General features: G+C 71.8%; 27 protein-coding genes. 13 read left to right on the plus strand and 14 right to left on the minus strand.

What is annotated here, in order from left to right; translation table 11 throughout:
* Positions 1-3: 3 nt before the first annotated feature.
* From ACSMXR_RS16305 to ACSMXR_RS16325, 5 genes are all read right to left on the minus strand, one after another.
* Positions 4-1,530, minus strand: a complete 1,527-nt coding sequence (locus ACSMXR_RS16305; RefSeq protein ID WP_381854733.1) for an ABC transporter substrate-binding protein — start codon at positions 1,528-1,530, stop codon at positions 4-6.
* Positions 1,531-1,561: 31 nt separating this feature from the next.
* Positions 1,562-2,167 carry a GNAT family N-acetyltransferase gene (locus ACSMXR_RS16310; RefSeq protein WP_364887510.1) on the minus strand — a complete coding sequence of 202 codons (606 nt, stop codon included), beginning with the start codon at positions 2,165-2,167 and terminating at the stop codon, positions 1,562-1,564.
* Positions 2,168-2,280: 113 nt separating this feature from the next.
* Entirely contained in the window at positions 2,281-2,793 is a 513-nt protein-coding gene (ispF, locus tag ACSMXR_RS16315; protein WP_473172193.1) for a 2-C-methyl-D-erythritol 2,4-cyclodiphosphate synthase, read from the minus strand.
* A complete protein-coding gene (gene ispD, locus ACSMXR_RS16320; RefSeq protein WP_137234904.1) occupies positions 2,783-3,550 on the minus strand; it encodes a 2-C-methyl-D-erythritol 4-phosphate cytidylyltransferase in 768 nt (255 codons plus the stop codon). The genes ispF and ispD overlap by 11 nt, the downstream gene beginning before the upstream one ends.
* Positions 3,551-3,893: 343 nt before the next feature.
* Positions 3,894-4,376 carry a CarD family transcriptional regulator gene (locus tag ACSMXR_RS16325; RefSeq protein WP_003953493.1) on the minus strand — a complete coding sequence of 161 codons (483 nt, stop codon included), beginning with the start codon at positions 4,374-4,376 and terminating at the stop codon, positions 3,894-3,896.
* 653 nt (positions 4,377-5,029) lie between these two features.
* Here ACSMXR_RS16325 and ACSMXR_RS16330 point away from each other — a divergent pair.
* Positions 5,030-5,743 carry a DUF461 domain-containing protein gene (locus ACSMXR_RS16330; protein ID WP_376184215.1) on the plus strand — a complete coding sequence of 238 codons (714 nt, stop codon included), beginning with the start codon at positions 5,030-5,032 and terminating at the stop codon, positions 5,741-5,743.
* A 127-nt stretch (positions 5,744-5,870) separates the two neighbouring features.
* Here the strand turns inward: ACSMXR_RS16330 and phoP are convergent, their stop codons facing one another.
* Positions 5,871-6,542, minus strand: coding sequence for a two-component system response regulator PhoP (gene phoP, locus ACSMXR_RS16335; RefSeq protein WP_007446453.1), 672 nt, complete (start codon positions 6,540-6,542; stop codon positions 5,871-5,873).
* Positions 6,543-6,547: 5 nt separating this feature from the next.
* A complete protein-coding gene (gene phoR / locus ACSMXR_RS16340; protein ID WP_030078290.1) occupies positions 6,548-7,810 on the minus strand; it encodes a two-component system sensor histidine kinase PhoR in 1,263 nt (420 codons plus the stop codon).
* 198 nt (positions 7,811-8,008) lie between these two features.
* Here phoR and phoU point away from each other — a divergent pair, with 198 nt between their 5' ends.
* Positions 8,009-8,686 carry a phosphate signaling complex protein PhoU gene (gene phoU / locus ACSMXR_RS16345; protein WP_006125649.1) on the plus strand — a complete coding sequence of 226 codons (678 nt, stop codon included), beginning with the start codon at positions 8,009-8,011 and terminating at the stop codon, positions 8,684-8,686.
* A 215-nt stretch (positions 8,687-8,901) separates the two neighbouring features.
* Complete coding sequence (locus ACSMXR_RS16350; RefSeq protein WP_170994697.1) at positions 8,902-9,051, plus strand: hypothetical protein; 150 nt, start codon at positions 8,902-8,904, stop codon at positions 9,049-9,051.
* A gap of 153 nt (positions 9,052-9,204) precedes the next feature.
* On the opposite strand, the gene ACSMXR_RS16355 is transcribed toward ACSMXR_RS16350, so the two are convergent.
* Positions 9,205-10,491, minus strand: a complete 1,287-nt coding sequence (locus ACSMXR_RS16355) for an MDR family MFS transporter (RefSeq protein ID WP_137234902.1) — start codon at positions 10,489-10,491, stop codon at positions 9,205-9,207.
* A gap of 220 nt (positions 10,492-10,711) precedes the next feature.
* Between ACSMXR_RS16355 and ACSMXR_RS16360 the strand changes: the two genes are divergently transcribed.
* Positions 10,712-11,473, plus strand: a complete 762-nt coding sequence (locus ACSMXR_RS16360; protein ID WP_137234901.1) for a phosphoglyceromutase — start codon at positions 10,712-10,714, stop codon at positions 11,471-11,473.
* 233 nt (positions 11,474-11,706) lie between these two features.
* Positions 11,707-12,129 (plus strand): hypothetical protein, encoded by a 423-nt coding sequence (locus ACSMXR_RS16365; RefSeq protein WP_473172194.1) that lies wholly within the window; start codon positions 11,707-11,709, stop codon positions 12,127-12,129.
* A gap of 26 nt (positions 12,130-12,155) precedes the next feature.
* On the opposite strand, the gene ACSMXR_RS16370 is transcribed toward ACSMXR_RS16365, so the two are convergent.
* The gene (locus ACSMXR_RS16370) at positions 12,156-12,899 is read right to left on the minus strand and encodes a class I SAM-dependent DNA methyltransferase (protein WP_473172195.1); all 744 of its coding nucleotides are present in this window, start codon (positions 12,897-12,899) and stop codon (positions 12,156-12,158) included.
* A 107-nt stretch (positions 12,900-13,006) separates the two neighbouring features.
* Between ACSMXR_RS16370 and ACSMXR_RS16375 the strand changes: the two genes are divergently transcribed.
* The 4 genes from ACSMXR_RS16375 (at position 13,007) to ACSMXR_RS16390 (ending at position 14,281) form a co-directional block, all read left to right on the plus strand.
* Positions 13,007-13,210 (plus strand): hypothetical protein, encoded by a 204-nt coding sequence (locus tag ACSMXR_RS16375; RefSeq protein WP_473172196.1) that lies wholly within the window; start codon positions 13,007-13,009, stop codon positions 13,208-13,210.
* A 60-nt stretch (positions 13,211-13,270) separates the two neighbouring features.
* Complete coding sequence (locus ACSMXR_RS16380) at positions 13,271-13,657, plus strand: YunG family protein (RefSeq protein ID WP_218525874.1); 387 nt, start codon at positions 13,271-13,273, stop codon at positions 13,655-13,657.
* Between the two features lie 136 nt (positions 13,658-13,793).
* Entirely contained in the window at positions 13,794-14,042 is a 249-nt protein-coding gene (locus tag ACSMXR_RS16385; RefSeq protein WP_103510932.1) for a hypothetical protein, read from the plus strand.
* Positions 14,039-14,281: a hypothetical protein gene (locus ACSMXR_RS16390; protein WP_030078306.1), complete on the plus strand. Its 243-nt coding sequence runs from the start codon at positions 14,039-14,041 to the stop codon at positions 14,279-14,281. Before ACSMXR_RS16385 ends, ACSMXR_RS16390 begins: the two co-directional genes overlap by 4 nt.
* 55 nt (positions 14,282-14,336) lie before the next feature.
* Here the strand turns inward: ACSMXR_RS16390 and ACSMXR_RS16395 are convergent, their stop codons facing one another.
* Positions 14,337-15,149: a hypothetical protein gene (locus ACSMXR_RS16395; protein WP_473172197.1), complete on the minus strand. Its 813-nt coding sequence runs from the start codon at positions 15,147-15,149 to the stop codon at positions 14,337-14,339.
* A gap of 264 nt (positions 15,150-15,413) precedes the next feature.
* Between ACSMXR_RS16395 and ACSMXR_RS16400 the strand changes: the two genes are divergently transcribed.
* Positions 15,414-16,454, plus strand: a complete 1,041-nt coding sequence (locus tag ACSMXR_RS16400; protein WP_473172198.1) for a phosphotransferase family protein — start codon at positions 15,414-15,416, stop codon at positions 16,452-16,454.
* A 4-nt stretch (positions 16,455-16,458) separates the two neighbouring features.
* Here the strand turns inward: ACSMXR_RS16400 and ACSMXR_RS16405 are convergent, their stop codons facing one another.
* The 3 genes from ACSMXR_RS16405 to mshA form a co-directional block, all read right to left on the minus strand.
* Positions 16,459-18,300, minus strand: a complete 1,842-nt coding sequence (locus tag ACSMXR_RS16405; protein ID WP_473172199.1) for a glycosyl hydrolase family 28-related protein — start codon at positions 18,298-18,300, stop codon at positions 16,459-16,461.
* A gap of 177 nt (positions 18,301-18,477) precedes the next feature.
* Positions 18,478-18,990 carry a type III secretion system chaperone family protein gene (locus ACSMXR_RS16410; RefSeq protein WP_381797210.1) on the minus strand — a complete coding sequence of 171 codons (513 nt, stop codon included), beginning with the start codon at positions 18,988-18,990 and terminating at the stop codon, positions 18,478-18,480.
* A gap of 43 nt (positions 18,991-19,033) precedes the next feature.
* The gene (mshA, locus tag ACSMXR_RS16415) at positions 19,034-20,386 is read right to left on the minus strand and encodes a D-inositol-3-phosphate glycosyltransferase (RefSeq protein WP_218525870.1); all 1,353 of its coding nucleotides are present in this window, start codon (positions 20,384-20,386) and stop codon (positions 19,034-19,036) included.
* Positions 20,387-20,606: 220 nt separating this feature from the next.
* Here mshA and ACSMXR_RS16420 point away from each other — a divergent pair, with 220 nt between their 5' ends.
* The 3 genes from ACSMXR_RS16420 to ACSMXR_RS16430 all read left to right on the plus strand — a co-directional run bounded on the left by ACSMXR_RS16420 (position 20,607) and on the right by ACSMXR_RS16430 (position 24,486).
* A complete protein-coding gene (locus ACSMXR_RS16420) occupies positions 20,607-21,392 on the plus strand; it encodes a class I SAM-dependent methyltransferase (protein ID WP_137234888.1) in 786 nt (261 codons plus the stop codon).
* A 277-nt stretch (positions 21,393-21,669) separates the two neighbouring features.
* Positions 21,670-22,758, plus strand: a complete 1,089-nt coding sequence (locus ACSMXR_RS16425) for a C40 family peptidase (protein WP_137234887.1) — start codon at positions 21,670-21,672, stop codon at positions 22,756-22,758.
* A 351-nt stretch (positions 22,759-23,109) separates the two neighbouring features.
* Positions 23,110-24,486 (plus strand): PP2C family protein-serine/threonine phosphatase, encoded by a 1,377-nt coding sequence (locus tag ACSMXR_RS16430; RefSeq protein WP_381797218.1) that lies wholly within the window; start codon positions 23,110-23,112, stop codon positions 24,484-24,486.
* On the opposite strand, the gene ACSMXR_RS16435 is transcribed toward ACSMXR_RS16430, so the two are convergent.
* Positions 24,468-24,809, minus strand: a complete 342-nt coding sequence (locus ACSMXR_RS16435) for a DUF2516 family protein (RefSeq protein ID WP_137234885.1) — start codon at positions 24,807-24,809, stop codon at positions 24,468-24,470. The two genes, ACSMXR_RS16430 and ACSMXR_RS16435, sit on opposite strands and share 19 nt — an antisense overlap.
* Positions 24,810-24,876: the final 67 nt, after the last annotated feature.

A 24,876-nucleotide genomic window follows, 5' to 3' on the forward strand; every position in this document is an offset into this window, starting at 1 on the left:
CGGTCACCCGATGCGGGTGTCGGCGGTGATGAGGGTGCGTTCCATCGGGTCGAGGGCGACGCCCTGGACGCGGGCTTCGTCGTAGCCCTGGACGAAGCGTTCGTGGACGAGCGGGACGAGGGCGTCGGAGCCGAGGATCGCGGCCTCGGCGGTCATCTCGGCCCGGTGGCGGGCGTCGGTGTCGGCGAGGGCGGCGGCCTGGTCCACGGCGGTGTCGACGGGCTTCGCGCAGAGCTGGGTGATGTTGAAGCTGCCGTCGCAGGTGAAGTCGGAGGCGAGGTAGGAGACCGGGTCGGCGGTGTCCAGGAGGGTGTTGCGGGCCTGGATGAACGCGTCGTACTTCCCGGCCAGCGCGTCGGCCTCCATCTGCGCGTAGTCGCGGACGACCTGCTTGACGGTGAAGCCGCTCTTCTCCAGCTGCTGCTGGACGACGGTGGCGACCTCGGGCAGTTCGGGCCGGTTGGTGTAGGTGGCGAGCACGATCTCCGGCGTCTTCCGCACCTCGGCCGGGGTGGCGGCCTCCGCCCGGCCGGTGGGGGCGGTGCGCAGGTCGGCGGCCCACGGAACGCCGGGGCCGAGCAGCCCCTGGGCGGTGTCGGCGCGCCCTTCGTAGACGCCGTCGACCAGGGCCTTCGGGTCGATGGCCGCGCGGGCGGCGGCGCGCATCGCCGGGTCGGCGAAGACCCCGCGCTCGGTGTTGAGGGAGAGGCCGTTGGTGCGGGCGGAGGGGAACTCGTGGACCAGGCCGTCGCCGAGCAGCGAGGCCTGCGAGATCGGTACGTACTCGGCGACGTCCACGTCCTTGGTCCGCAGCGCGTTGGCGCGGGCGGTGCCGTCGGCGACGAACTTCACGTCGATGCCGGGGGCCTTCGCCCTGGCGCCCCAGTAGGCGTCGTTGCGCTCCAGGGTGGCGCTGACCGCGCCGTTGACCTTGGCGAGGGTGAAGGGGCCGGTGGCGTGCCCGGCGGGGTCGACCTTGGCGCCGCTCTTTCCGTACGCGGCGGCGGACAGGACGCTCAGCGACGGGTTGGCGAGCCGCTGGGGCAGCAGCGGGTCGGCGTCCTTCGTCGTGATCCGTACGGTGTCCGCGCCCTCGGCGGTGGGCGTGAGCGTGGTGTCGGAGAGCACCCGGGGCTTCGGGGAGGCCTGCTGCGCGGCGGCCAGCGAGCGGACCACGGCGGCGGCGTCGAGCTTCGTGCCGTCCTGGAAGACGGTGTCCGGCCGGACCGTGAACAGCCAGGCACGGTCGCCGTCGCGCTTCCAGGAGGTGGCGAGCGCGGGCTTGGCCTCCCCGTCGCGGTCGAGCCGGGTGAGCCCCTCGACGACGGCGAGCCGGCTCAGGGTGACGGCGTCGTCGCCGTACGGGGACATGGCCTGGGCGGGCGGGAAGGCCAGGGCCACCTTCAGCCGCTGGTCGCCGCCGGAGCCGCCCGACCCTCCGGAGGAGGTGCAGGCGGTGACGGCGGTGGCGAGGAGCGCGGTCGCGGCGAGCGGCAGCGCGGCGCGGCGGAGGCGGCGGGGCGTGAGCATGGGAGCGACCTTATATGAAAACGATTGTCATCTAATGGGCGGGGTTGCCTGTTGGACCCAGGACCGGCATCGGCAGCTCGAAGTGGACGATCCCCTGCCCGCCCCCGGGCAGCGTCCGCTCGTCGCACACCTCACGGGCCAGCGAACGCCAGAAGGGCTCGGCGCCCGGCACGGCGGGGTCGGTGTGCAGGTACAGGGCCGTGTAACCGCCCGCCCGCACCGCGAACTCCCCCAGCTCGCGCACCAGTCGCCGGGCCAGCCCGTGCCTGCGGTGCTCGGGGCGCACATAGATCCGGCAGAGCTGCGCGGTGGAGCCGGAGGGGAAGCGGTCGGCGACCCACTGCGGATTGGGCGGCGCCTGCGGCCCCCGGTCGCGCACGGCCCCGGTGGCGACGATCTCGCCGCGGTGCTCGACGACGAGCAGGGTGCAGCGCTCCGGGCGGAGGTAGGCGGCCTCGGGGTCGATGATGTCGGCGTGCCAGCGGGGTACGTAGCCGGATCTCAGGTCGCGGTAGACGGTGTCGAGCATCACGGCCCGCGCCCCGCCGAGGTCGTCGGCGGTGGCGGTGCGCAGGACGTATCCGGCGTCCTCGTGACCGCTGTCGGCCACGGCCCGGCCGGTCGCCGCCCCCGTCATCACCGTGGTCGCGCTGGTCACCGGTACCACTCCCGCCTCATGGGACACATCGCTTGCGTCTTCAGCGTACGTGCAAGTGATGTGCAGCAGGCGGCCCGGGAGGCTCCCGCGGGTCAGCCGGTCCGGTAGACCAGGGCGGTCGCGATACCGGCGATGCCCTCGCCGCGGCCGGTGAAGCCGAGCCCGTCGGAGGTGGCGGCGGAGAGCGAGACCGGGGCGGCCACGGCGGCGGACAGCACCTTCTGGGCCTCCTCGCGGCGCTTGCCGATCTTCGGGCGGAGGCCGACGACCTGGACGGCGACGTTCCCGATCTCGAAGCCGCCGGCGCGGACGATCCGGGCGGCCTCGGTGAGCAGCGTGATGCCCGCGGCCCCGGACCACTCGGGGCGGCCGGTGCCGAAGTGCTGCCCGAGGTCGCCGAGGCCGGCGGCGGAGAAGAGCGCGTTGCAGGCGGCGTGCGCGACGACGTCGGCGTCCGAGTGGCCGGCCAGCCCGGGGCCCTCGCCCTCCCACTTCAGGCCCGCGCACCACAGCTCGCGGCCCTCTTCGAAGGCGTGGATGTCGGTGCCGATGCCGACGAGCGGGATGACGGGGGCGGGCCCCGTCGCAGAGGTGTCAGAAACCATCGTTGGCCCTCCTGCGGGCGAGTACCGCTTCGGCCAGCACCAGGTCGAGCGGCCGGGTCACCTTGAACGCCTCCTCGTGGCCGGGGACGACGACCACCGGCTGCCCGAGGCGTTCCACCATGCCCGCGTCGTCCGTGGCGCCCTCGCCGTCGACCGCGACCTCGGCGTGCGCCCGCACCAGCGTGTCCCGGTCGAAGCCCTGCGGCGTCTGCACCGCGCGCAGCCTGGCCCGTACGGGAGTGGCGATCACCGGCTCCGGCTCCCCCGGCGTCCCGGCGGGCTCGACCTCCTTGACCGTGTCCGCGAGGGGCAGCGCGGGAACGACGGCGGGCGCTCCGTCCCGTACGGCGGCGGCCACCGCGTCGACCGTGTCGACCGGCACCAGCGGGCGGGCGGCGTCGTGGACCAGGACGACGGAGACGTCCTCGGGCAGCGCGTCGAGGCCCAGGCTCACGGACTCCTGGCGGGTCTCACCGCCCGGCACCACCAGATAGTCGGTGCGCTCGGGCAGCGCGTGCTCGTCCAGGAGGTGCTTCACCTCCGGCGCGCCGTCCGGCGGGGCGACGACCACGACGAGGGAGACGGCACGGGACGCGGCCATGGCGCGAATGGCGTGAATCAGCATGGGCGTCCCACCGAGCGTCCGGAGGGCCTTGGGCGCGCCGGGTCCGAGCCGCACACCCCGCCCGGCGGCGGGAATCACCGCGGCGGTACGAGGAGGACGCGGCGGGTCGGCCGGGGGTGTCGTCGATGGCATCGGTTGCACTCCGAAGGTCCGAAGGATCGGCAGGTTTGTTTCCACGACCGACATGGGTAGGGGCCCAGCGAGCCGGGCGTGACGCCCTGACTCGCACCGGGCCCCTTCCGTGACACCCGGGCGAGGACAGGTCGCATCGGGCGCTCACGCACCACCGGGGGCCGTCACGCACCGACGGTCTCCGCATACGCGGATCGCGCCGCGGGCACGGGGGATCACCGGCAGTCGGGCACCGGATACACCGGATGTGGGTCCGAACATGCCGCAGCGCCCGACGACACAGCGTGAAAACGGCTGGTCAGCGGGCACCGCGGCACATTCATACGACCGGTGTGATCCGGTGTCAGGACGCGAGGACCTCGTCGAGCAGAGCCTCGGCCTTGTCCTCGTTCGTGTTCTCCGCGAGAGCGAGCTCGCTCACCAGGATCTGGCGGGCCTTGGCGAGCATGCGCTTCTCTCCGGCGGAGAGACCGCGCTCGCGCTCCCGACGCCACAGGTCACGCACTACTTCGGCGACCTTGATGACATCGCCGGAGGCGAGCTTTTCGAGATTTGCCTTGTAACGCCGGGACCAGTTCGTCGGCTCTTCGGCATACGGTGCGCGCAGCACCTCGAAGACCCGGTCCAGCCCGTCCTGCCCGACTACGTCGCGCACACCCACGAACTCCGCATTGTCCGCCGGCACACGAACCGTCAAGTCGCCCTGGGCGACCTTGAGCACCAAGTAGGTCTTGTCCACGCCTTTGATCTGGCGAGTTTCGATAGCCTCGATCAGCGCGGCCCCGTGATGGGGATAGACCACGGTGTCGCCAACCTTGAACGTCATGTGACAGGTACCCCTTCCGTGGCTATCCAGAGTAACACGAGAACTGCATCTCCTGAATGGCGTTTTCGCAGGTCAGGGCATATCTCGGGGCTTGACAACAGCAACACGAACGTGCTGCGGAAGGTATCCGGAAGACGGTATTCGCAGGTCGGAGCCACTGTGCGGCCGGGGCGAAACACCCACGTCACACACCCCGGAAGCCCTACAGAAGAGGCCGAAAGTCCCGTTTTGTCGGTTTGGAGATGGCGATCATTCCGTACTCCGTTCGGTGACCGCTCACCTGTACGGGCGTAACTGCCGGGCCGCAATGAAATTGATCAAGCCACATGTCGCGCGGCACCTTTCCGCCCCGAAGCGGGGAATGGAGAAGAAGCGACGACACGGCCGGAAGAATTGATCACGCGGATTATGTGAACGGCACATGACCTACCGGCCGGTAGAACACCACTGCGGTGGCCCGGCCCCGCCCTTGATCGCCGATCGGACCCACCCCCGGCCGACGAGACGCCTCCTAGAGGCGGGTCGGGTGCGGGGCGGGCGGGGCGGCTCGGTAGCCTAAGGCCGCTGACACACCCTTAGGGCGGCTTTACCCCACCGCCCGACGCCCGACGTCCGAAGCCCGCAGTCCGATCGTTCAAGGAGTTGCCGCCGCCGTGAGCCGCAGCCTTCGACACGGCGCCCTCGCCGCCACCGCCACCGTGTTCTCGATCGTCTCCCTGTCCGCCTGCGCGGCGGGGAACAACGCCGAGACGCTCAAGATCAGGCCGGACAACCCGGCCACCTCGGTCGGCAGCATCAAGGTCCAGAACGTGAACGTGATCACGCAGCCCGACGGTGGCGCCGACGGCCCCGCCGTCGTCGCGGCGACGCTGTTCAACGACGGCACCGAGCGCGAGGTGCTGGAGGCGATCACGCTGCCCGGCAGCAACGTCGAGGTGAAGCTCCAGGCCGCCAAGGGCAAGGGCCCCATCGTGGTCCCGGCCGGCGGCCAGGTCATCATCGGCGGCAAGGGCAACGCCGCCGCCGTGATCGAGAACAGCGGCGAGGCCGCGCGCAACGGCGACGTCCAGCAGGTCGTCTTCAAGCTCAGCCGGACCGGCGACGTCGGCCTCGGCGCCAGCGTCTTCCCGGCCGAGGGCTTCTTCAAGGACTTCGGCCCCAGCCCGAAGGCGGAGGCCCCCGCGCCGAAGCCGAGCCCGACGCCCTCGGGCGAGGCGACCGGCAACGGCGAGACCCCCGCCGCGACCGAGGGCGCGACGGGCGGTACGCCGGCGGACGGCGCGGCCACCGAGGGCGCGCAGGGCGGCACGGGCACACAGGGCGAGGCGGCCGCGCAGGGCACGGGCGACGTGCCCGCGGCCAACTGACACGGCGGCTCCGCCCCGTAACGCGGACTGCGGACCGCAGACCGCGCGGCAGCCGCACGCAGCACGCACGCCGAAGGGGCGCTTCCCGGCCGGGAAGCGCCCCTTCGGCGTGTACGGGCCCCGCGGTTTACGGCTCGAACTTGTAGCCCAGGCCGCGCACGGTGACGAGGTAGCGCGGCGCGCCCGGGTCGGGCTCGATCTTGGCGCGCAGACGCTTCACGTGGACGTCGAGGGTCTTGGTGTCGCCGACGTAGTCCGCGCCCCAGACCCGGTCGATGAGCTGCATCCGGGTGAGCACCCGGCCCGCGTTGCGCAGGAGCATCTCCAGCAGGTCGAACTCCTTGAGCGGGAGGTCGACCTTGCCGCCGGAGACGGTGACCACGTGCCGGTCCACGTCCATCCGGACCGGGCCCGCCTCCAGGGCCGCCGGGGTGACCTCCTCCGGCTCGCCGCGGCGGCGCAGGACGGCCCGGATGCGGGCGACGAGCTCACGGGAGGAGAAGGGCTTGGTGACGTAGTCGTCGGCTCCTATTTCCAGCCCGACGACCTTGTCGATCTCGCTGTCCTTGGCGGTGACCATGATCACCGGCACGTTGGAGCGACTGCGGAGCTGGCGGCACACCTCGGTGCCGGGCAGGCCGGGCAGCATCAGGTCGAGCAGGACCAGGTCGGCGCCGTTGCGCTCGAACTCGTCCAGCCCGTCGGGGCCGGTCGCCGCGATGGCGACCTCGAAACCTTCCTTGCGCAGCATGTAGGACAGGGCGTCGCTGAAGGATTCCTCATCCTCGACGACAAGCACTCGGGTCACGGAAGAGCCTCCGGGGCAGGGAAGGGGTCAAAGGTGTCGGTCTCGTACGGCCCCTCGTCGTCGCCGTTGACGATAAGCGGTCCGCCGGTGGTGCGCTCCCTCGTGACGCCCGATTCGGGCAGCCGGAGGGTGAAGGTGGAGCCCTGTCCCTCGGAGCTCCAGACGGTGACCTCCCCGCCGTGCGAGGCGGCCACGTGTTTGACGATGGCGAGGCCGAGACCGGTGCCACCGGTGGCCCGGGAGCGGGCCGGATCGACGCGGTAGAACCGCTCGAAGACCCGTTCGCGGTCCTTCTCGGAGATGCCGATCCCCTGGTCGGTGACGGCTATCTCGATGAGGTCCCCGCCGGGCGACGCCATCCGGCGTGCGGCGATGCCGACCCGGGTGTGGGCGGGGCTGTAGTTGACGGCGTTCTCGACGAGGTTGCCGAGCGCGCCGACGAGCTGGCCGCGGTTGCCCCAGACCGTGAGGCCCTCGGCTCCCGCGGAGGCCATGGTGATCTGCTTGGAGCCGGCCTGCTGGCGGCAGCGGTCGATCGCCTCGGCGACCAGCGTCTCCACCTTGACCGGCTCGGCGTCCTCCAGCGGGTCGTCGTTCTGCACCCGGGAGAGGTCGATGAGCTCCTGGACGAGGTTGGTCAGCCGGGTCGCCTCGATCTGCATCCGCCCGGCGAACCGCTCCACCGCCTCCGGGTCGTCGGAGGCGTCCATCACCGCCTCGGAGAGCAGCGAGAGCGCTCCGGTCGGCGTCTTGAGCTCATGGCTGACGTTGGCGACGAAGTCGCGCCGTACCGCTTCTATCCGGCGGGCCTCGGTGAGGTCCTCCACGAGCAGCAGTACCAGCCGCGAGCCCAGCGGGGCGACCCGGGCGGAGACGGCGAGGGTGTCGCCCCGGCCCGTGCCGCGCCGGGGCAGATCCAGCTCGACCTGTCGTATCTCCCCGTCCCGCCGGGTGTCCCGCGCCATGTTGAGCATGGGCTCGACGGCCAGCCGGCCGCCTCTGACCAGGCCCAGGGCGTACGCCGCCGAGCTGGCCTTGACCACGCCGTCGCTCTCGTCGAGGACGACGGCGGAGGAGCTGAGCACGGAGAGGACGGTGTCCACTCCGGGGGGAAGAGCCGCGTTGCTGTCCGGCCGCAGTGACGTACGCGTGGGCCGTTTCAGGTCGCGCTCGCTCCAGCGGAACGCCAGCATGGCGATCACACCGGTCAGGAGACCGGCAATCGCGGCAGCTGCGGCGACCGCCGCGTTCACGTCCATGCTTCAAGGTTATGCGGGTGCGACGACTCCCTCCCAGCCGTCCGAGTGCCATCTCGAACACTCGTCGCCCAGAGTTCACCGAGGGGTAGGAGCCGGTTCACTTAGGGGGGCGGATCCGGACGCGTTGTGCCCCCACCGTGTAACCGTGGGGGTCGGTCCGAGACCCCGGCCTCAGTTTGGAACTGGAGAGGGACTTCCATGCGCGACGCTTACCACGAGGAACTCGATTCGATCGGAGAAGGCCTGGTCGAGATGGCCCGGCTGGTCGGCTCGGCGATCGGGCGGGCGACCACGTCCATGCTCGACGCCGACCTGACGCTGGCGGAGAACGTGATCGCCGGCGACCAGAAGGTCGACGACCTCCAGCACGACCTGGAGGCCCGCGCCATCGCGCTCCTGGCCCGCCAGCAGCCGGTGGCGACCGACCTGCGCATCGTGGTGACCTCGCTGCGGATGAGCGCCGACCTGGAGCGCTCGGGCGACCTCGCCCAGCACGTGGCGAAGCTGGCCCGGCTGCGCTTCCCGCAGTCGGCGGTCCCGCACGACCTGCACGCCACCATCCTGGAGATGGGCCAGCTCGCCCAGCGCCTGATGGCCAAGGCGGCCGAGGTCATCATCACCAAGGACGTCGATCTGGCGCTCCAGCTGGAGCAGGACGACGACGAGATGGACCTGCTGCACCGCACCCTGTTCCAGCACCTGATGGACGACCGCTGGAAGCACGGCATCGAGACGGCCGTCGACGTGACGCTGCTGGGCCGCTACTACGAGCGCTTCGCCGACCACGCGGTGTCGGTCGCCAAGCGCGTGGTCTACCTGGTGACGGGCGAGCACGCGGACGAGATCCAGGCGGCGGCCCCGGTCGAGGGCGCGTAGCGGCCGCTCCGGTACGGCGGGGGGTGCGGCGGCCGCTCCGGTACGGCGGCGGGGCTGCGCGTCGTCGTACCGGTGCTCCACCGGCGCACGCGAGTCGCACATATGTTCCTGCGCGTGTGCGCCGTTGATGCGCCTGCCGGGCTGGGCATGCAATGGGGCGGGGGCGGTGCACCATGCCGACGGCCGCCCCAGCCGTACGCCCCCGAGGAGGGACCATGGCCGATTCCCCCATGACCGACCCCCAGCAGGAGACCCCGACCGAAGTGGTGCACCGAGGCGTGCTCGGCGCCTGCGGCTGCGGCTCGGGCTGCGGGTGCGGCTGCCAGTCCGGCGCCCCGTGCCAGTGCGGCGGCTGCTCCGGCTGAGCCGCGCCGCGCGGTACGCGTACGAAACGGACGGCGCCCGCCCGGATCACCCTCCGGGCGGGCGCCGTCCGCGTACGGGTTCCGAAGCCCGGGCGGGCAGCCGTACGCGTACGGGTTCCGGACCCGGGCGGGCAGCCGCCGTACGCGTACCGCTCAGCAGGCCCGCTCCACCGCCTCGGCCGGCCGGGGCGCGGGCTCCGGCAGGGCTTCCACCGCGACCTGTTCCTCGCGCGGCAGGTTGCGCATCAGCAGCCAGTAGCCGAGGCCGGCGACGGTGCCGATCACGGCGCAGAGGGCCCAGAGCCAGGACGCGCCGTAGTGGTCGATCACGAAGCCGGACATCAGCGGCGCGACGAGCGCGGCCACCGACCAGGACATGGTGTACATGCCCTGGTAGCGGCCCCGGCCCCGGGCGGGCGACAGCTGTACGACCAGGCCCGTCTGGGTGGGCGCGTTCACGATCTCGGCCAGCGTCCAGACGCACACCGTCAGGGCGTACGCGCCGACCGACCCGGCGAAGGCGGTGAGCCCGTAGCCGTACCCGGCGAGCAGCGAGGAGAGGATCAGCAGCCGGCGCGGGTCGCGGTGCTGGATGAAGCGGGTGACGGGGATCTGGAGGACCACGATCAGCACGCCGTTGACGGCGATGGCGGTGCCGAAGTCGGAGCTGGACAGACCGTCCGTGCCCATCGCCACCGGCAGCGCCACGTACCCCTGCTGGAAGATCAGCGCCACCAGGAACGACAGTCCCACGACGCCCATGAAGCGCCCGTCGCGCAGGACCGTGGTCAGCCGGACCTCGTCCTCGGGCCGCTTGCCGTCGGCGGTCTTCGCGCGTGCTTCCGCGGGCCGTGACTCCGGCACCTTCAGGAAGACGAGGACGGCGCAGACGAGGGTCATCAGGGCCTCGCCGAGGAAGCCGGCGAGGTAGCTGTACTCGGCGATGAACCCGGCGGCGGTGGCGGAGATCGCGAAGCCGAGGTTGATGGCCCAGTAGTTGAGCGAGAAGGCCCGGATCCGGTCCTTCGGGGGCACGATGTCCGCCATCATCGCCTGCACGGCGGGGCGTGAGGCGTTGCTCGCCATGCCGACGAGGAACGCCACGGCGGCGATGGCGAACGGGTGCTGCATGAAGCCGAGCACCGCCACCGACACGGCGGTGGACGTCTGGGCGATCAGCATGGTGGGCCGCCGCCCGAGCCGGTCGGTCATCACGCCCGCGCCGAGCGAGGAGATGACCCCGCCGAGCCCGTGGAGGGCGGCGACGAGCCCGGCGTACGAGGCGGAGTAGCCCCGGTCCAGGGTCAGATACAGGGCCATGAAGGTGGCGACGAACGCGCCGAGACGGTTGACCAGGGTGCTGGTCCACAGCCACCAGAACTCGCGGGGCATCCCCGAGACGGTCTCGCGGGCAGCTGTTCGCAGACCTGCGACGGACATAAGGGTTCCCCCCACGGGACGTACGGAACTAGGCCTCGGGTAATACCCCCGACGACGATGGAGACATTACGAAGCCCGGCTCCCCGACCGCCACCGGATTGACGCCCGCCGTCAATCCGCCCGCCGTCGATCCACCGGCCGGCGGACCCGTCCGACCCGCCCCTGTCCGCGTTCCGGGCGGGCGCGCGGAGGCCGCACGGGTTCGATTACGCTCGGACTCATGGCCGACGCACCGTACAAGCTGATCCTCCTCCGCCACGGCGAGAGCGAATGGAACGCGAAGAACCTGTTCACCGGCTGGGTGGACGTCAACCTCACCGAAAAGGGCGAGAAGGAAGCAGTCCGCGGCGGTGAGCTGCTCAAGGACGCCGGTCTGCTCCCCGACGTCCTGCACACCTCCCTCCAGCGCCGCGCGATCCGCACCGCGCAGCTGGCCCTGGAGTCCGCGGAGCGCCTCTGGATCCCGGTCCGCCGCTCCTGGCGCCTGAACGAGCGCCACTACGGCGCGCTCCAGGGCAAGGACAAGGCGCAGACGCTCGCCGAGTTCGGCGAGGAGCAGTTCATGCTGTGGCGCCGCTCGTACGACACCCCGCCGCCGCCGCTGGCCCGCGACGACGAGTACAGCCAGTTCGACGACCCGCGCTACGCGACCCTCCCCCCGGAGCTGCGCCCGGACACGGAGTGCCTGAAGGACGTCGTCGTCCGCATGCTCCCGTACTGGTTCGACAGCATCGTCCCGGACCTCCTCACGGGCCGCACGGTCCTGGTCGCCGCCCACGGCAACAGCCTCCGCGGCCTGGTGAAGCACCTGGACGGCATCTCGGACGAGGACATCTCGGGCCTCAACATCCCGACCGGCATCCCGCTCTCGTACGAGCTGGACGCCGACTTCAAGCCGCTGAAGCCGGGCGGCACGTACCTCGACCCGGACGCGGCGAAGGCGGCCATCGAGGCTGTGAAGAACCAGGGCAAGAAGAAGTAGAGAACGCGATCGGGCCCCTCACCTGCGTTGTTCGGGCAGGTGAGGGGCCTTCGCGTTGCCCGGGCCGCCTACGGTCCGGGTGGGTGCGGGTCGCCGGGTGCGGCGGGCCGATTACCTCGGAGGTAATTGATGCCCTCCGTGGGGGCCGCCTACCTTCGGCACGGTTCGGCGGCCCCGTGGAGGAGCCGCTTCCGTACCCGGGCGGCTCCCCGGTGCACGAGAGGAAGACGACCATGGCATCGACGCAGTACGACGGTGTCGCCTCAGACGCGAGGGCGACGGGATCCGACGGTTTCGCGAGGCTGGCGCTCAAGCTGGACGCGGTGGCCACCGGCCTCAACGGCATCGCGTACCTGGCGCTCGCCACGGTCCTCGACTCCTTCTTCGGCGTCACGACGGCCGTCCAGTACCCGGTCGGGGCGTTCCTGCTGCTCTACTCGGTGGGCGTACTGGTCGTCGGGACGCGGACGGAGATCGACCGCACGGGACTGACGGCGGTCATCGTGGCGAACCTGCTGTGGGTTGCGCTCAGCCTGGTGGTAGTGGTCTCCGGTGTGCTGTCCCCGACCGGCGTCGGTGCGGTCTGGATCGTGCTGCAGAGCCTGACCGTCGGCGGCTTCGCAGCCCTCCAGTACGTCGGGCTCAAGCGGATGTGAGCTCGTCCGGGCCGGGGCGGGGGACCTCAGGACACCGGCTTGCGCCATACGGAGATGTGTTTGCCGGAGTCATCGGTGAACGGTGATCCGTCCCAGTCCGCGACGCGGCGTTCCAGGTCCAGGCCCGCGATGCGGGCCATCAGGTCGAGCTCCGCCGGCCAGGCGTACCGGTGGCGGGAGTTGCCCCGGCGGTAGCGGCCGTCCTCGCCGTCGCGGGTGAAGTGGTGCGAGACCAGGATCTGCTCGACCAGGTCGAAGGTGTCGAAGCCGAGATGCCGGTCGGACACGTCGAACGGCACCGCCGTCTGACCGGGCGGCAGGAAACGCAGCGGTGGCATGACCAGCTCGATGACGAACCGGCCGCCGGGTGCGAGATGGCGGGCCGCGTTGCGGAAGCACTCGACCTGCTCGTCCTGGGTGAGCAGGTTCGAGATGGTGTTGTAGACGAGGTAGACCAGGGTGAATTCGCCGGGGACGACGGTGGTGGCCATGTCGCCGATGACCACCGGGAGGGTGTCCTCGTCGGCCTTGCGGCGGAGCACCGCCGCCATCGGCTCGGAGAGTTCGATGCCCGTCACCGGTACGCCGCGTTGCCGCAGCGGCACGCCCACGCGGCCGGTGCCGATGGCGAACTCCAGGGCCCGGCCGTCGCCGGCGAGTTCGGCGAGGAAGTCGAGGGTGGGGTCGAGGACGGCGGACGAGGAGTTCTCGGCCTCCTCGGCGTCGTAGCGGTCGGCGGTCTCTCGGGTCCACAGTTCGCTGCTGGTCACGGGCGACCACTCTGCCGGGCGGCGGGGACGTCTGTCGACGCAATTCCCGGGGGCCGTGGGGGACAATGGGCGCCGCTGGACAGCAGGATGAAGGAGCGGGGTGGGCAGTGACAGAGAAGCGGTCGTATCTGGACACACCGGGCTACCTGGCGTTCCTGACCGTCGTGGCGTCCTGGGCCGCGGCGAGCTCCGGAAGCCCGATCTACGTACGGGTGTTGGCCGGTATCTCCGCGGCCTTCACCGCGGTGCATCTTGCCGTCCTCCTGGTCAGGCGGCGGCGCGACCGCCGTACGGTCGCCGACGGCAGCTGATACGCCACGGCGGACGGCGGCGCGGGCGCGTTGTCAGTGCCCCCTGCCACGATGGTCACCATGACCGTCCACCTGCTCTCCGCCATCGAACAGGCCCTTCGCGACAGTTGGAGCGCCGAGACCTGCACCCCGGAGTACCGCGACCGCTGGACTCCGGACAATCCGGCGCGCGATCAGTGCGGGGTCACCGCCATGGTGCTCAACGATCTGCTCGGCGGGGAGCTGGTCCGGGGCGAGGTGCGTGTCGGCGGGGTGCGGACCGACTTCCACTGGTGGAACCGGCTGGGTCTGGGCGTCGAAGTCGATCTGACCCGGGAGCAGTTCGGGCCCGAGGAGGTCGTCGTGGGCGGTGAGGTCATAGCCCGGCCGCCGGGCGAGCTGCCGCGGCTCCAGGAGGAGTACGCGCTCCTGCGCGACCGGGTCGCGGCGAAGCTCGGGCGGAGCTGAGCGGGAAGTGCCGCGTCCCACCTGATCCGTGGCCGATCCGTGCCCGCCCGGGTCGGCCGAAATGCCCCTCGCACGCACTACGGTGGGCCCGAACCGTCCGTCTGCTTCCAGGGCAAGGAGATCGAGGAGAGCGATCATGGGTGAGTCTCTGAAGACCTTCGTCGGCGGAACCGAGGTCGACGTGCCCAACAGCATCCCGGACATCCGGGCCGCACTGCCCGAGGAGAGACGCGAGGAGTTCGATCTCGCGATCAACGAGGCCGGGGTACACGAGATCCAGGCCGTCATGCGGCACTGGATGCTGGAGGCCGTGCCCGATCCCGAGGCCGAGAAGATCCTGGACCGGCTCGCGCAGGACGAGGCCGAGAGGCGGAGCGTCGCTTGAGCTTCCGCATCTCCTACGCACCGCCCGCCGACGACACCCTGGCCAAGATGCGCGGCGGCGAGTCCTTCCGGGACGAGATGGCCCGCACCCTCGGCGAGGAGCCGTACGGCCACGCCTCGACCGCCGTCAAGAGCGAACGGGACCGGCGCGAGGCGACCGTCTCCGGGGCCATCGTCCTCTACTACGTCTCCCGGTCCGTGCTGACCGTCACCGTCGTCCGGCTCGTGCCCCTGCCCTGAGCGAGCAGCGCGGGGCAGCTCAGGGCCGCTCGGGGCAGGGGCATCACGTCCGTCGTCAGGCGAGCTTCTTGTCCTGCGCCGCCACGACCTCCACCGGCACCTCGAACTTCACGCCGCCGCCCGCCGCCGCCAGGTTGAAGGCGAAGAACGTCGCCACGGAGCCCTCCTTGCGCAGCGCCACCAGCTTGAACGGGGCCTGGTCGCCGCCGTCGTCGGAGGTGACCGTCCAGGCCGCGGACTCGTCGCCGCCGGTGACCTTCTCCTCGGTGACCGAGGCGAACTTCGTCGTCGTGCCGGCGACCGTGGCGGTGAAGCCGCCCGCGCAGTCCGCCGCGGCCTTCTTCAGCGCGGCGAAGGCGTCCGGGCCCGCCGTCCCCTCGTACGAGTTCAGCGCGACGAACGTGGACGTCAGGTTGAAGGCGTCCTTGAACGCCTCCTCCGCCCCGCCGTCCTTCAGGTCCTCCAGCGACTTCTTGCCGTCGGTCTTCTTCGGCTCGTCGATCACCTTGCGCTTGGTGGTGGCCACCGAACCCTTCTGCGCCACGCCGTACATGGCGTGGGCGACCGGCAGGCACTCCTTCTTGTCGACGGTCACGCCGTCGGCCGGAACCTCGTCGTCCGGACCTGCCTCGGTGACCTTGCGGCCCTCCACATCGCCCTGGGCGAGCGTGGCCTTCTCCAGCTCGGCGGCGGTGAGCGCCTTGGCCGGGGTCTTCGGGGCCGAGCTGCCGCCGCCCGCGGTGCCCTTGTCGTCCTTCCCGCCCTTGGCGTCGGCGTCCGACGAGCCGCCGCCGCAGGCGGTGACCAGCAGGGCGAGAGCGGCCGCGGAGGCGGCGAGGGCGGTACGGCGTACGGCAGTGGCGCGCATGGTTCTTCTCTCCGGTTCGGGGAACGACGCCCCTCCCCCGCGCGGCACTTCGACGCCGTCTGGGACGGGCCGTCGCAGTGATCCACACTTTACGATCGAACCTGTGAGCGATGAGCGGTCCGGCGACCCCCTCCCGCGATCGTGATTCTGCTGTGATCATCCTGTGAACGCACTGTGGGGAACCGCTGTACAACCCTCCGGTCCGCCCTCGGTGAGACCTTCCGGCGCAAGCCCGCCGTCGCAGTCCGAAAGGGCGTCATCCGCGTGTCCGACCAGGCCTCCGTCACCCCTATCGCCCGCGTTCTCGACGCCCTCGGGGTCCGCGAACGCGATATCGCCTCGCGCGTCGCCCTCACCGGTGGCACGTACAACACCGTCACCCGCGTCACGCTCGCCGACGGCCGTGACTGGGTGGTGAAGACGCCTCCGCCGCACGCCGCCGGCCTGCGGTACGAACGCGATCTCCTCGTCAACGAGGTCGCGTTCTACACCGCCGCCGCTCAGGCAGGCGGACCCGCGATCCCCCGTGTCGTCCGCAGCGAAACCGATCCGGCCTCGCCGACCGGCCCGTATCTGGTCATGACCGCCCGCCCGGGCCGCCCCTGGCACGAGGCCGGCATCACGGAGGAGTCCGGCGACGCGGCTCGGCTGCGCGCCGAACTCGGTGAGATCGTCGGCCGGTTGCATGCGGTGACCGCCGCTGTCGAGCGCGGTCCCGGACCCGGATTCGGAACCGGATTCCGACCCGGATTCGGCTATCCCGCCCAGCCGTTCGGGCCGCTCGCCCCCACCTGGCGTACCGCATTCACCGCGATGACCGAGGCCGTGCTCGCCGACGCCGAGACCTTCCGGGCCCGGCTGCCGTACTCCGTCGGCCACATCCGTACGGTGCTGGCGGGCGCGGCCCCCGTCCTGGACGAGGTCGTCCGGCCCGCCCTGGTGCACTTCGACCTCTGGCCGGGAAACCTGCTGGTCACCGGAGAGCCCGGCGCGCGCACCATCGGCGGGATCGTCGACGGCGAGCGGATGTTCTGGGGCGACCCGGTGGCCGACTTCGTCTCGCTCGCGCTCTTCGGGGACATCGAGCGGGACCGGGACTTCCTCGACGGTTACGCGCGATCCGGCGGGGCGGAGGTGGAGTTCACGGACGCGCTGCGGACCCGGCTCGCCCTGTACCGGAGCTACCTCTACCTCATCATGCTCGTCGAGACCGTGCCCCGCGAGGTCGGGGCCGAAGCCGCCTACGAGACCTGGGAGTTGGTCGCTCCTCACCTCGTCGAGTCCCTGGACGCGGCCGACCGGTAGAACCTCAGCGCAGGCGCACGGCTCGCTGGGCCTCGTACAGGTTGACCGGGCGGACCGCCTCCGGGCTCCCGTACGCCTCCAGGCGGGTGTGCAGGTCGCCGGTAAAGTCGGGGACGTCGATCTGGCCGAACTCCCGTACCTCGTTGATGCCCACGGTCGCGCTGTACGGGGCGAGGCCGTCGATCCTCATCAGCCCGGCCCGTTCGTTGGTGACCCGGATGTTCCAGTGCGTGAAGCGCGCCCCGAAGAGCGGGCCCGCGCTCGCGTCGCCGCCGTGGACGCCGTTGTTGTTCACCGTGATGTCGGTGCGCACGTTGGCGAACGGCATCCCCCGGTGCGAGTCGAACGTGCCCATCTCCATCCGGCCGCGCGACCAGACGTTGTGGCTGGACAGGCCCTCGACGTTGATGCCGTGGAGCTGGGTGCCGGAGGGCGCGGGGGTGGTGCGGGCCGCGACGGTGAAGTCCTCGATCAGATTGTCGTGCGAGCCCTCGCGGCAGTAGTACGGGTGGTGCGCACCGCGCCCCTCCACTTTCGTACGGCGCAGGGTGCAGGCGGACGCGCCGATCAGGCCGAAGCCGTTGTCGACGTGCCGGACGGTGACGTCGTCGGCCCAGCAGTCGTACGCGCACTGGAACGCCAGGCCGTTGTACCCCTGGTCCAGCAGATGCGGGGCCTGCGGCTTCTCGGCCGCCTCCAGGGTGAGGCCCTCGACGCCGGACCCGGTGAGCGGAGTGACGAGGGTCGTCAGCCGGGGTTCCCACTCGGGGCGCACATCGAGCGGAAGCGGGCGTTCCAGGGTGATCCGGCGGCCCTGTACGGCGGTGACGCGGACCGGCCATTCATAGGGCACGTACGAGGTCAGCTTGGTCTTGTCGGCCCAGACGTACGCCCGCGCGCCCTCGCCGTCGCCCGCCATGTGCTGGAGCAGCGTGTGTCCGGGGTCGTCGGCGAGGCGGAGCAGGACGAGTTGTCCGGGCCGCAGATTCCGGGCGTCGGCGGCGGGGACGGTGATCGTGCGGTCGCCCCGGCGGGCGGGGGCCGGGGTGGCGAGGGTGCGCCAGGCGTCGCGGCGGTTGCCGGTCCAGCCCTCGAAGGGCCAGTCCCGGGCGCGGATCGCGTCGGTCAGCGAGGCCCAACGGTCCTTCGGGCAGAGCCAGATCAGCCCGCCCGCCCAGGACCAGCTGGACTTGTCGCCGCCGTAACGGCTGCCGTACGCGCCGATCAGCTCGGTGAGGCTGCGGGTCGCGTACAGCGTCGTCGCACCGCTGCCGGCGCCGCGCACCACGACGTCGCTGTGGCCGATGCGGATGATGTCGTCGATGCGGTACGTCCCCGCCGGGACGGTCACCGTGCCGCCGCCGCGCTCTCCGGCGGCGGCGATGGCGCGGTTGATCGCGGGCGCGGCGTCGGCCGATCCGTCGGGGCGGGCCCCGTAGTCACGTACGACGTCGATGACGGGGCCACGGGGGTGCTCGCCTGCGGAGCGGCGGCGCGGAAGAGGGGACCCGGCGCGGTAGCCCGCGCGGCCGACGAAGGGGATCTGGGGGTGGGCGAAGGGGGCGGCGGTGAACTCCCGCCAGAGGGCGGCCTCACGGACCGGGGCGTGGGAGGCCAGTGGCGCTCGGGCCGGCCGGGCTTCCGACGCCCGGGCCGCCGATGCCCTGACCGCCGAGCCCCGGCCCGCCGATGCCCGGGCCGTCCCCGTGGCGGCGGCTGCTCCGGTCGCGGTTCCGGTGACGACGGCCGCCGCGACGGCCACGGCGCTGCCGAGGACCGCGCGTCTGCCGACGACGCCCCGGCCGCCGCTCTCCCGCACCTGCCCACTCTCCCGATGCGTCGCCATACCCGAGCCGCCTTTCATGTATGTGAATGACGTTCATGTGTGCGTTGGCGGCGAGCATGGCACGACTCGGCGGCACGGGGAAAGACCCCTGCGCCGCCGAGAGGAAGTTGAAGGAAAGCTGAAGGAAAGCCGGAGGGAATCCGGGAGGAAGCCGGGAGAGAGACGTGGCGGCGAGCGTCAGTTGTCGGCCGCGCGCCGGGTCAGGTGGCTGAACGCGTCCAGGTTCCGGGTGGACTCGCCGCGCGACACCCGCCACGCGTACTCCTTGCGGATCGAGCTCGCGAAACCGAGCTCCAGGAGGGTGTTGAACGCCCCGTCGGCCGCTTCGAGCACCACGCCGAACAGCCGGTCCAGCTCCTCGGCGGTGACCACCGACAGCGGCAGCTTGCCGACCAGATAGACGTCGCCGAGCGAGTCGATCGCGTAACTCACGCCGAACAGGCGGAGGTTGCGCTCCAGCAGCCAGCGGTGCACCTCGGCGTCGTTCTCGTCGGGGTGCCGGACGACGAACGCGTTGAGGGAGAGCGAGTGCTTGCCGACGATCAGCGAACACGTCGTCGACAGCTTGCGGGTGCCGGGCAGCGTCACGACGTAGTTGCCGGGCCCCGGGCTCTCCCATACGAGCCCGGCGTCGTTCAGCGTCGCCTCGATGACCTGGGCCGCTGCTGTCTCGTCGGGTACGTCAGCCATGCAGCGAGCGTACGACAGCCCGGTGCGGGCGGCAGGAGCGGCCTCAGCCGTGGTGCGCCGTGGCCCGGCGGCGGTGGTCGGCGAGCGCGGCGGTGTACACGTCGGCGGTCGCCGAAGCGGCCGTGTCCCAGCCGAAGGACTGGGCGTGCGCCGCGGCGGCCGCCCCCATCCGCTCGACCAGCTCCGGCGCGTCCGCGAACCGCCCGAGCGCGCGGGCGTACGCCTCCGGCTCGTGCCCCTGCACCAGGAAGCCGCCGGCCCCGTCGCGCACGGCCACCGGCAGCCCGCCCACGGCCGCCGCGACCACCGGCGTACCGGTGGCCTGGGCCTCTATGGCGACCAGGCCGAAGGACTCGCTGTACGACGGCATGACCAGCACCGACGCGGCCCGGAACCAGTCGGCGAGCCGGTCCTGGCCCACCGGCGGACAGAACCGGACGACGTCGGCGATACCGAGGCGCGAGGCCAGCTTCTGCAGGCCCTCCGGCTTGGCGAGCCCACTGCCGCTCGGGCCGCCGACCACCGGCACGACGATGCGGGACCGCAGCGACGGATCCCGCTCCAGGAGCACGGCCACCGCGCGCAGCAGCACGTCGGGGGCCTTCAGCGGCTGGATGCGGCCCGCGAAGAGCGGGATCAGCGCGTCCTGCGGCAGACCGAGCCGGGCCCGTGCGGCGGCGCGGCCGTCGGCGGGGCAGAAGCGGTCCAGGTTGACGCCGGGGTGCACGACGGCGACGGCCGAGGGGTCGGCGTCGTAGAAGCGGACGAGTTCGTCGGCCTCCTCGGCGGTGTTGGCGATCAGCCGGTCGGAGGCGTTCACGATCTGGGTCTCGCCGATGACGCGGGCGGCCGGCTCCGGGGTGTCGCCGTCGGCGAGCGCGGCGTTCTTGACCTTGGCCATGGTGTGCATGGCGTGCACGAGCGGAACGCCCCAGCGCTGGGCGGCGAGCCAGCCGACCTGGCCGGAGAGCCAGTAGTGGGAGTGCACGAGGTCGTAGTAGCCGGGGCGCTGACCGGCCCAGGCCTGCATCACGCCGTGCGTGAACGCGCAGAGCTGGGCGGGCAGGTCCTCCTTGGCCAGCCCCTCGTACGGACCGGCGTCGACGTGCCGGACCAGGACGCCGGGGGCCAGCTCGACCTCGGGAGGCAGGGAGCCGGTGGTCGCCCGGGTGAAGATCTCGACCTCGATGTTGATCGCGGCGAGCCGCTTGGCCAGTTCGACGATGTAGACGTTCATCCCGCCCGCGTCGCCCGTGCCGGGCTGGTGGAGCGGGGACGTGTGCACGGAGAGCATCGCGATGCGGCGCGGCTTGCGGGAGACCCCGGAGAAGCCTCCGGGGAACCTGAGGCGCGCGGCCGTCCGGGTGGAGCCGAGCCGGGAGACGTACTGGCTCACCTCGTCGGTCCTCCTCGTTCGGGGCATGCCGTGGAGAGGGCACGCTGACCCTCCGAAGGGCGAGAACAGCGGAATCCCACCTTTCATTTCCGGCTTTGCCAAATCATTACGTTGTCGCGCGGCGCGTCATCCGGTAAGAGCCGGGCCGCCGGACCTCTTCGCGTACGGACCGGACCGCCGCCCCGGACCCCGTACCGCCCCCGTCGCATACGCTCGACCCATGCGCCAGCGCCCCATCGGCACCGCCACCCGCGGGACCACCAACCCGAACCGGCTGCGCCGCATGGACCGCTGGATCGCCGACGCGCACGGCCCCGCCCTGCGCCGCGCCGGGACGCCCGTGGCCGTCGATCTCGGGTACGGGGCGGCCCCCTGGACCGCCGTCGAGCTGCTGGACCGGCTGCGCACCGCCGAGCCGCGCACCGTGGTGGCGGGCATCGAGATCGACCCGGAGCGGGTCGCGGCGGCGAAACCGTACGAGCGCGAGGGCCTCACCTTCGTGCACGGCGGCTTCGAGGTCCCGCTGGAGGTGCGGCCCCTGCTCATCCGGGCGGCGAACGTGCTGCGCCAGTACGACGAGGACCGGGTCGCCGAGGTCTGGGCGCGGCTGTGTTCCCGCCTCGCCCCGGACGGACTCCTGGTCGAGGGCACCTGCGACGAGATCGGGCGGCGGCACGTCTGGGTGGCCCTGGGGCCCGAGGGTCCGCGCACGGTCACCTTCGCGACCCGGCTCGGCTCGCTGGAGCGCCCCTCCGACCTCGCGGAACGGCTGCCGAAGGCGCTGATCCACCGCAATGTGCCGGGCGAGCCGGTCCACGCGTTCCTGCGGGACTTCGACCGGGCCTGGGCGGCGGCCTCCCCGTACGCCTCGCTCGGCGCACGGCAGCGCTGGATCGCGGCCGTGCGGGCGGTGGCGGCCGACTGGCCGGTGACGGACGGGGTACGGCGGTGGCGCCAGGGCGAGATCACCGTGGAGTGGGACGCCCTGCGGCCCGACAGCCACTGAACACCTGCCCGGAAGGGCAGAGTTCGCCCGCTCCGGGAACATCGAGGAACATCCTGGACCGTCCGGGAACGTCACGGGGTCATCATTCGTCCCAGTGAGGGGGACCTCGCGGGACGTCGTGCGAGCCGGGGCTGACGGCGAAGTGGCCCCGCACGGGCGATATGTGACGCGTCAGGTGCCGTCGGCCTCTGTTGCTTTGGAGGGCGGCATGGCACGATCGCGACGTCGCCCAGAAGTTACTGACGGTAAGTCAGGTACGTGCCCGGAGGGGGAGCCCGTGAACCGACGCCACTGCGCCACTGCCGCCATCACGCTGGTCTGTGCGCTGGCCCTGCTGACGTCCACGGGCCAGGCGATGGCCGCCCCCGTCCCGGACCCCTCGCCCTCCCCTTCCGCCTCCTCCCCCGCCGGCTCGACGCCCCGCTACTCCAACGCGGAGCTCGAAAAGGTCCGCGAGCAGATCGAGACGCTGTACCGGAAGGCGGGCGCGGCGACGGACGCGTACAACCTCGCCGAGGAGCAGACGAAGAAGCAGTCCGGCGAGATCGTGAAGCTGGCCAAGGCGATCGTCGACGGCCAGGCGCGGATCGCCGCGCTGAAGGACCGGGCCGGCGCCCAGGCCCGCGAGCAGTACCGCAACGGCGGTCTGCCGCCCGGCGCGCAGCTGGCCCTGAGCAACGACCCGAAGCTCTTCCTGGACGGGATCAACAAGGTCCGCCAGAGCCAGCAGGCCTCCAAGTCGCTCCTGAGCGACCTGAACCAGACGCAGCAGGACCTGGAGACGTACACCCAGGACGCCAGCATCAACTGGGAGAAGCTGGAAGCGAACCGGGTCAAGCAGGCCAAGGCCAAGAAGAAGATCAACGCCCAGATCAAGGCGGCGGAGAAGCTCGAATCGCAGCTGGAGAAGAAGGAGCGCGAGCGGCTGCGTCAGCTGGAGCAGGACGCGGCGAACCAGGCGCAGACCGCCTGGCTCTCCTCCGGCGCGATCAAGGACGTCAGCGGCGAGGCGAGCGAGGCCGGGGCGGCGGCGGTGGCTTTCGCGACGTCCCAGATCGGCAAGCCGTACGTCTGGGGAGCGGAGGGGCCGGGCTCGTACGACTGCTCCGGTCTGACCTCCCAGGCCTGGCTGGCGGCGAAGCGGCCGATCCCGCGCACCTCGCAGGAGCAGTGGCGGCTGCTGCCGCGCATCGACATCCAGGACATGCGCCCCGGCGACCTGATCATCTACCACGCCGACGCCAGCCATGTCGGGATGTACGTCGGCGACGGCGCGATCGTCCACGCCCCGCGCCCCGGCCGCAACGTCACGCTGGCGGGCGCGGGCTCGATGAAGATCCTCGGCGTGGTCCGCCCGGACAAGTAGGAGCACCGGCAGGAGTTCCGGAGGCGCGGGGCCGCGTGAGCCGAGGCCGCGTGAACCGGGGCCACGTGAGCCGGGGCCATGTGCGTCGAGGCCATGTGGGCGGCGCCATGTGAGCGGGGCCACGCCGCCGTTCGCGGGCGCGTGATGTTTGTCATGGGCGCTTCCCCGCCCGTACGGCGCCCCAGCGCGCCGGATCCGTGTCGGGACGCGGCTTATGACGGCGCATATGACAGGGGCCGGTCCCCGTGCGCCATTCCGTTCCCCCACCGCGGACCGCTATCGTCCCCGACTGGCGGATCGTCGATCGTCGACCCGCCGCGCCCTCGGGGGGAGGGAAGGAAACTCGAACCGATGCCCGTACCCGTACCGCAGCAGCGATCCGTTCCCGCTGCGGAGACCTCGCACGGCGACCTCACCCTGCTGGTGATCGAGGACGACCCGGCGGGCACCACCATCACCGTCCCCGAGCTCTCGGCAGCCGCCGGCACCCGGGTCCGTATCCGTACCGCCCGCAACCTCACCGAGGCCGCCCGGCTGCTCACCGACGACGTCGACTGCATCCTGCTGGACCTCGCGCTGCCGCTCACGGGCTCCGACGGCGGCCCCGGCACCGCTCCGGCGGCCGGCGCGACCGGCCCCGGCCCCGTGTCCGAGCGGGCCGACGAGCTGGCGGCCCTCACCCACGTACTCCGCATCGCCCCGCTGCACGCGGTCCTCGCGCTGACCGCCGAGGACGACACGGAGCTGGCGGCCGAGGCGGTACGCGTCGGAGCGCAGGACTACCTCTTCCGGGGCGAGCTGGACGCGCGCGTCCTGAGCCGCGCCATCCGGTACGCCGTGGAGCGCAAGCGCGCCGACATCGCCCAGCACCAGCTGACCGAGTCCCGGCTGCGCGCCCAGGAGAACGCCCGCCTGGAACGCGGCCTGCTGCCCACCCCGCTGCTGGACGGCTCCGACCTGAGCTTCGCCGCCCGCTACCGCCCCGGCCGCAGCCGCGCCCTGCTCGGCGGCGACTTCTACGACGTCGTCCGCACCCCGGACGGCACGGTGCACGCGATGATCGGCGATGTCTGCGGTCACGGCCCGGACGAGGCGGCGCTCGGCGTCGAGCTGCGGATCGCCTGGCGGGCGCTGACCCTGGCCGGGCTGTGCGGGGACGAACTGCTCTCCACGCTCCAGCAGGTGCTGGAGCACGAACGGCAGAGCGAGGAGATCTTCGCGACGCTCTGCACCGTCGACATCGCGCCCGACGGGCGGCGCGCCGGACTCTGCCTGGCCGGCCACCCCGCCCCGCTGCTCGCCCGCCACGGCCGGCCGGCCCGGCTGCTCCCGTACGAGGACGGCGGCCCGGCGCTGGGGCTGCTGCCGCGGGCCCGCTGGCCGCGCCGGCAGGTGGAGCTGGGCGGCGCGTGGAGCCTGATGATGTACACCGACGGGCTCATCGAGGGCCGCGTGGGGACCGGCGGCAGCGAGCGGCTCGGCCAGGACGGCATGGTCGCGATGGTCAACGGCCGGCTGGAGCAGGGCCTGGCGGGCGAGGAGCTGCTGGAGGCGGCTGTCGCCGAGGTGCGGGAGCTGAACGGCGGCGAGCTGACCGACGATGTGGCGGTCCTGCTGCTGGGCCGCGATCCGGAGCGGATACGACGATGGGGCGGCAGCGCACCGCGCTCCCACCCCGCGTCATCCGTGGCCGGACGCCCCCTGGGCGTTCAGCGCCCGCCGTTGTAGGGACCGTACGGGCCGTCGCTGCTGGAGCCGCCCCTGCGGCCACCGCCGCCACCACCCGAGACCTCCTTGAGCGCGGGGCGCACGTCGACCATGAACACGATCGACGCGACGACGCCCGCGAGCTGCAGGAAGAGCATCGGGATGAGCAGGTTCACCGCTACGGCGATGCCGAGGATGATCAGCCAGAAGGACTTCTTCTTCTTGTCGGCGGCACGGTAGGCGTCCTCACGGGCGGTCGCCGCGAAGACGAACGCGACCACGGCCAGCACCAGCATCGCCAGATAGAGCAGCTGGAGAATCGTGCCGAATCCTGAGAGCAACATGCTGTGTACCGCCTAGTGAGTGGATGAGCGCCCTGCGGCCGAGAGGGCCAAGGTACCGGGACAACGA

Source organism: Streptomyces sp. DSM 106670, from assembly GCF_055792845.1.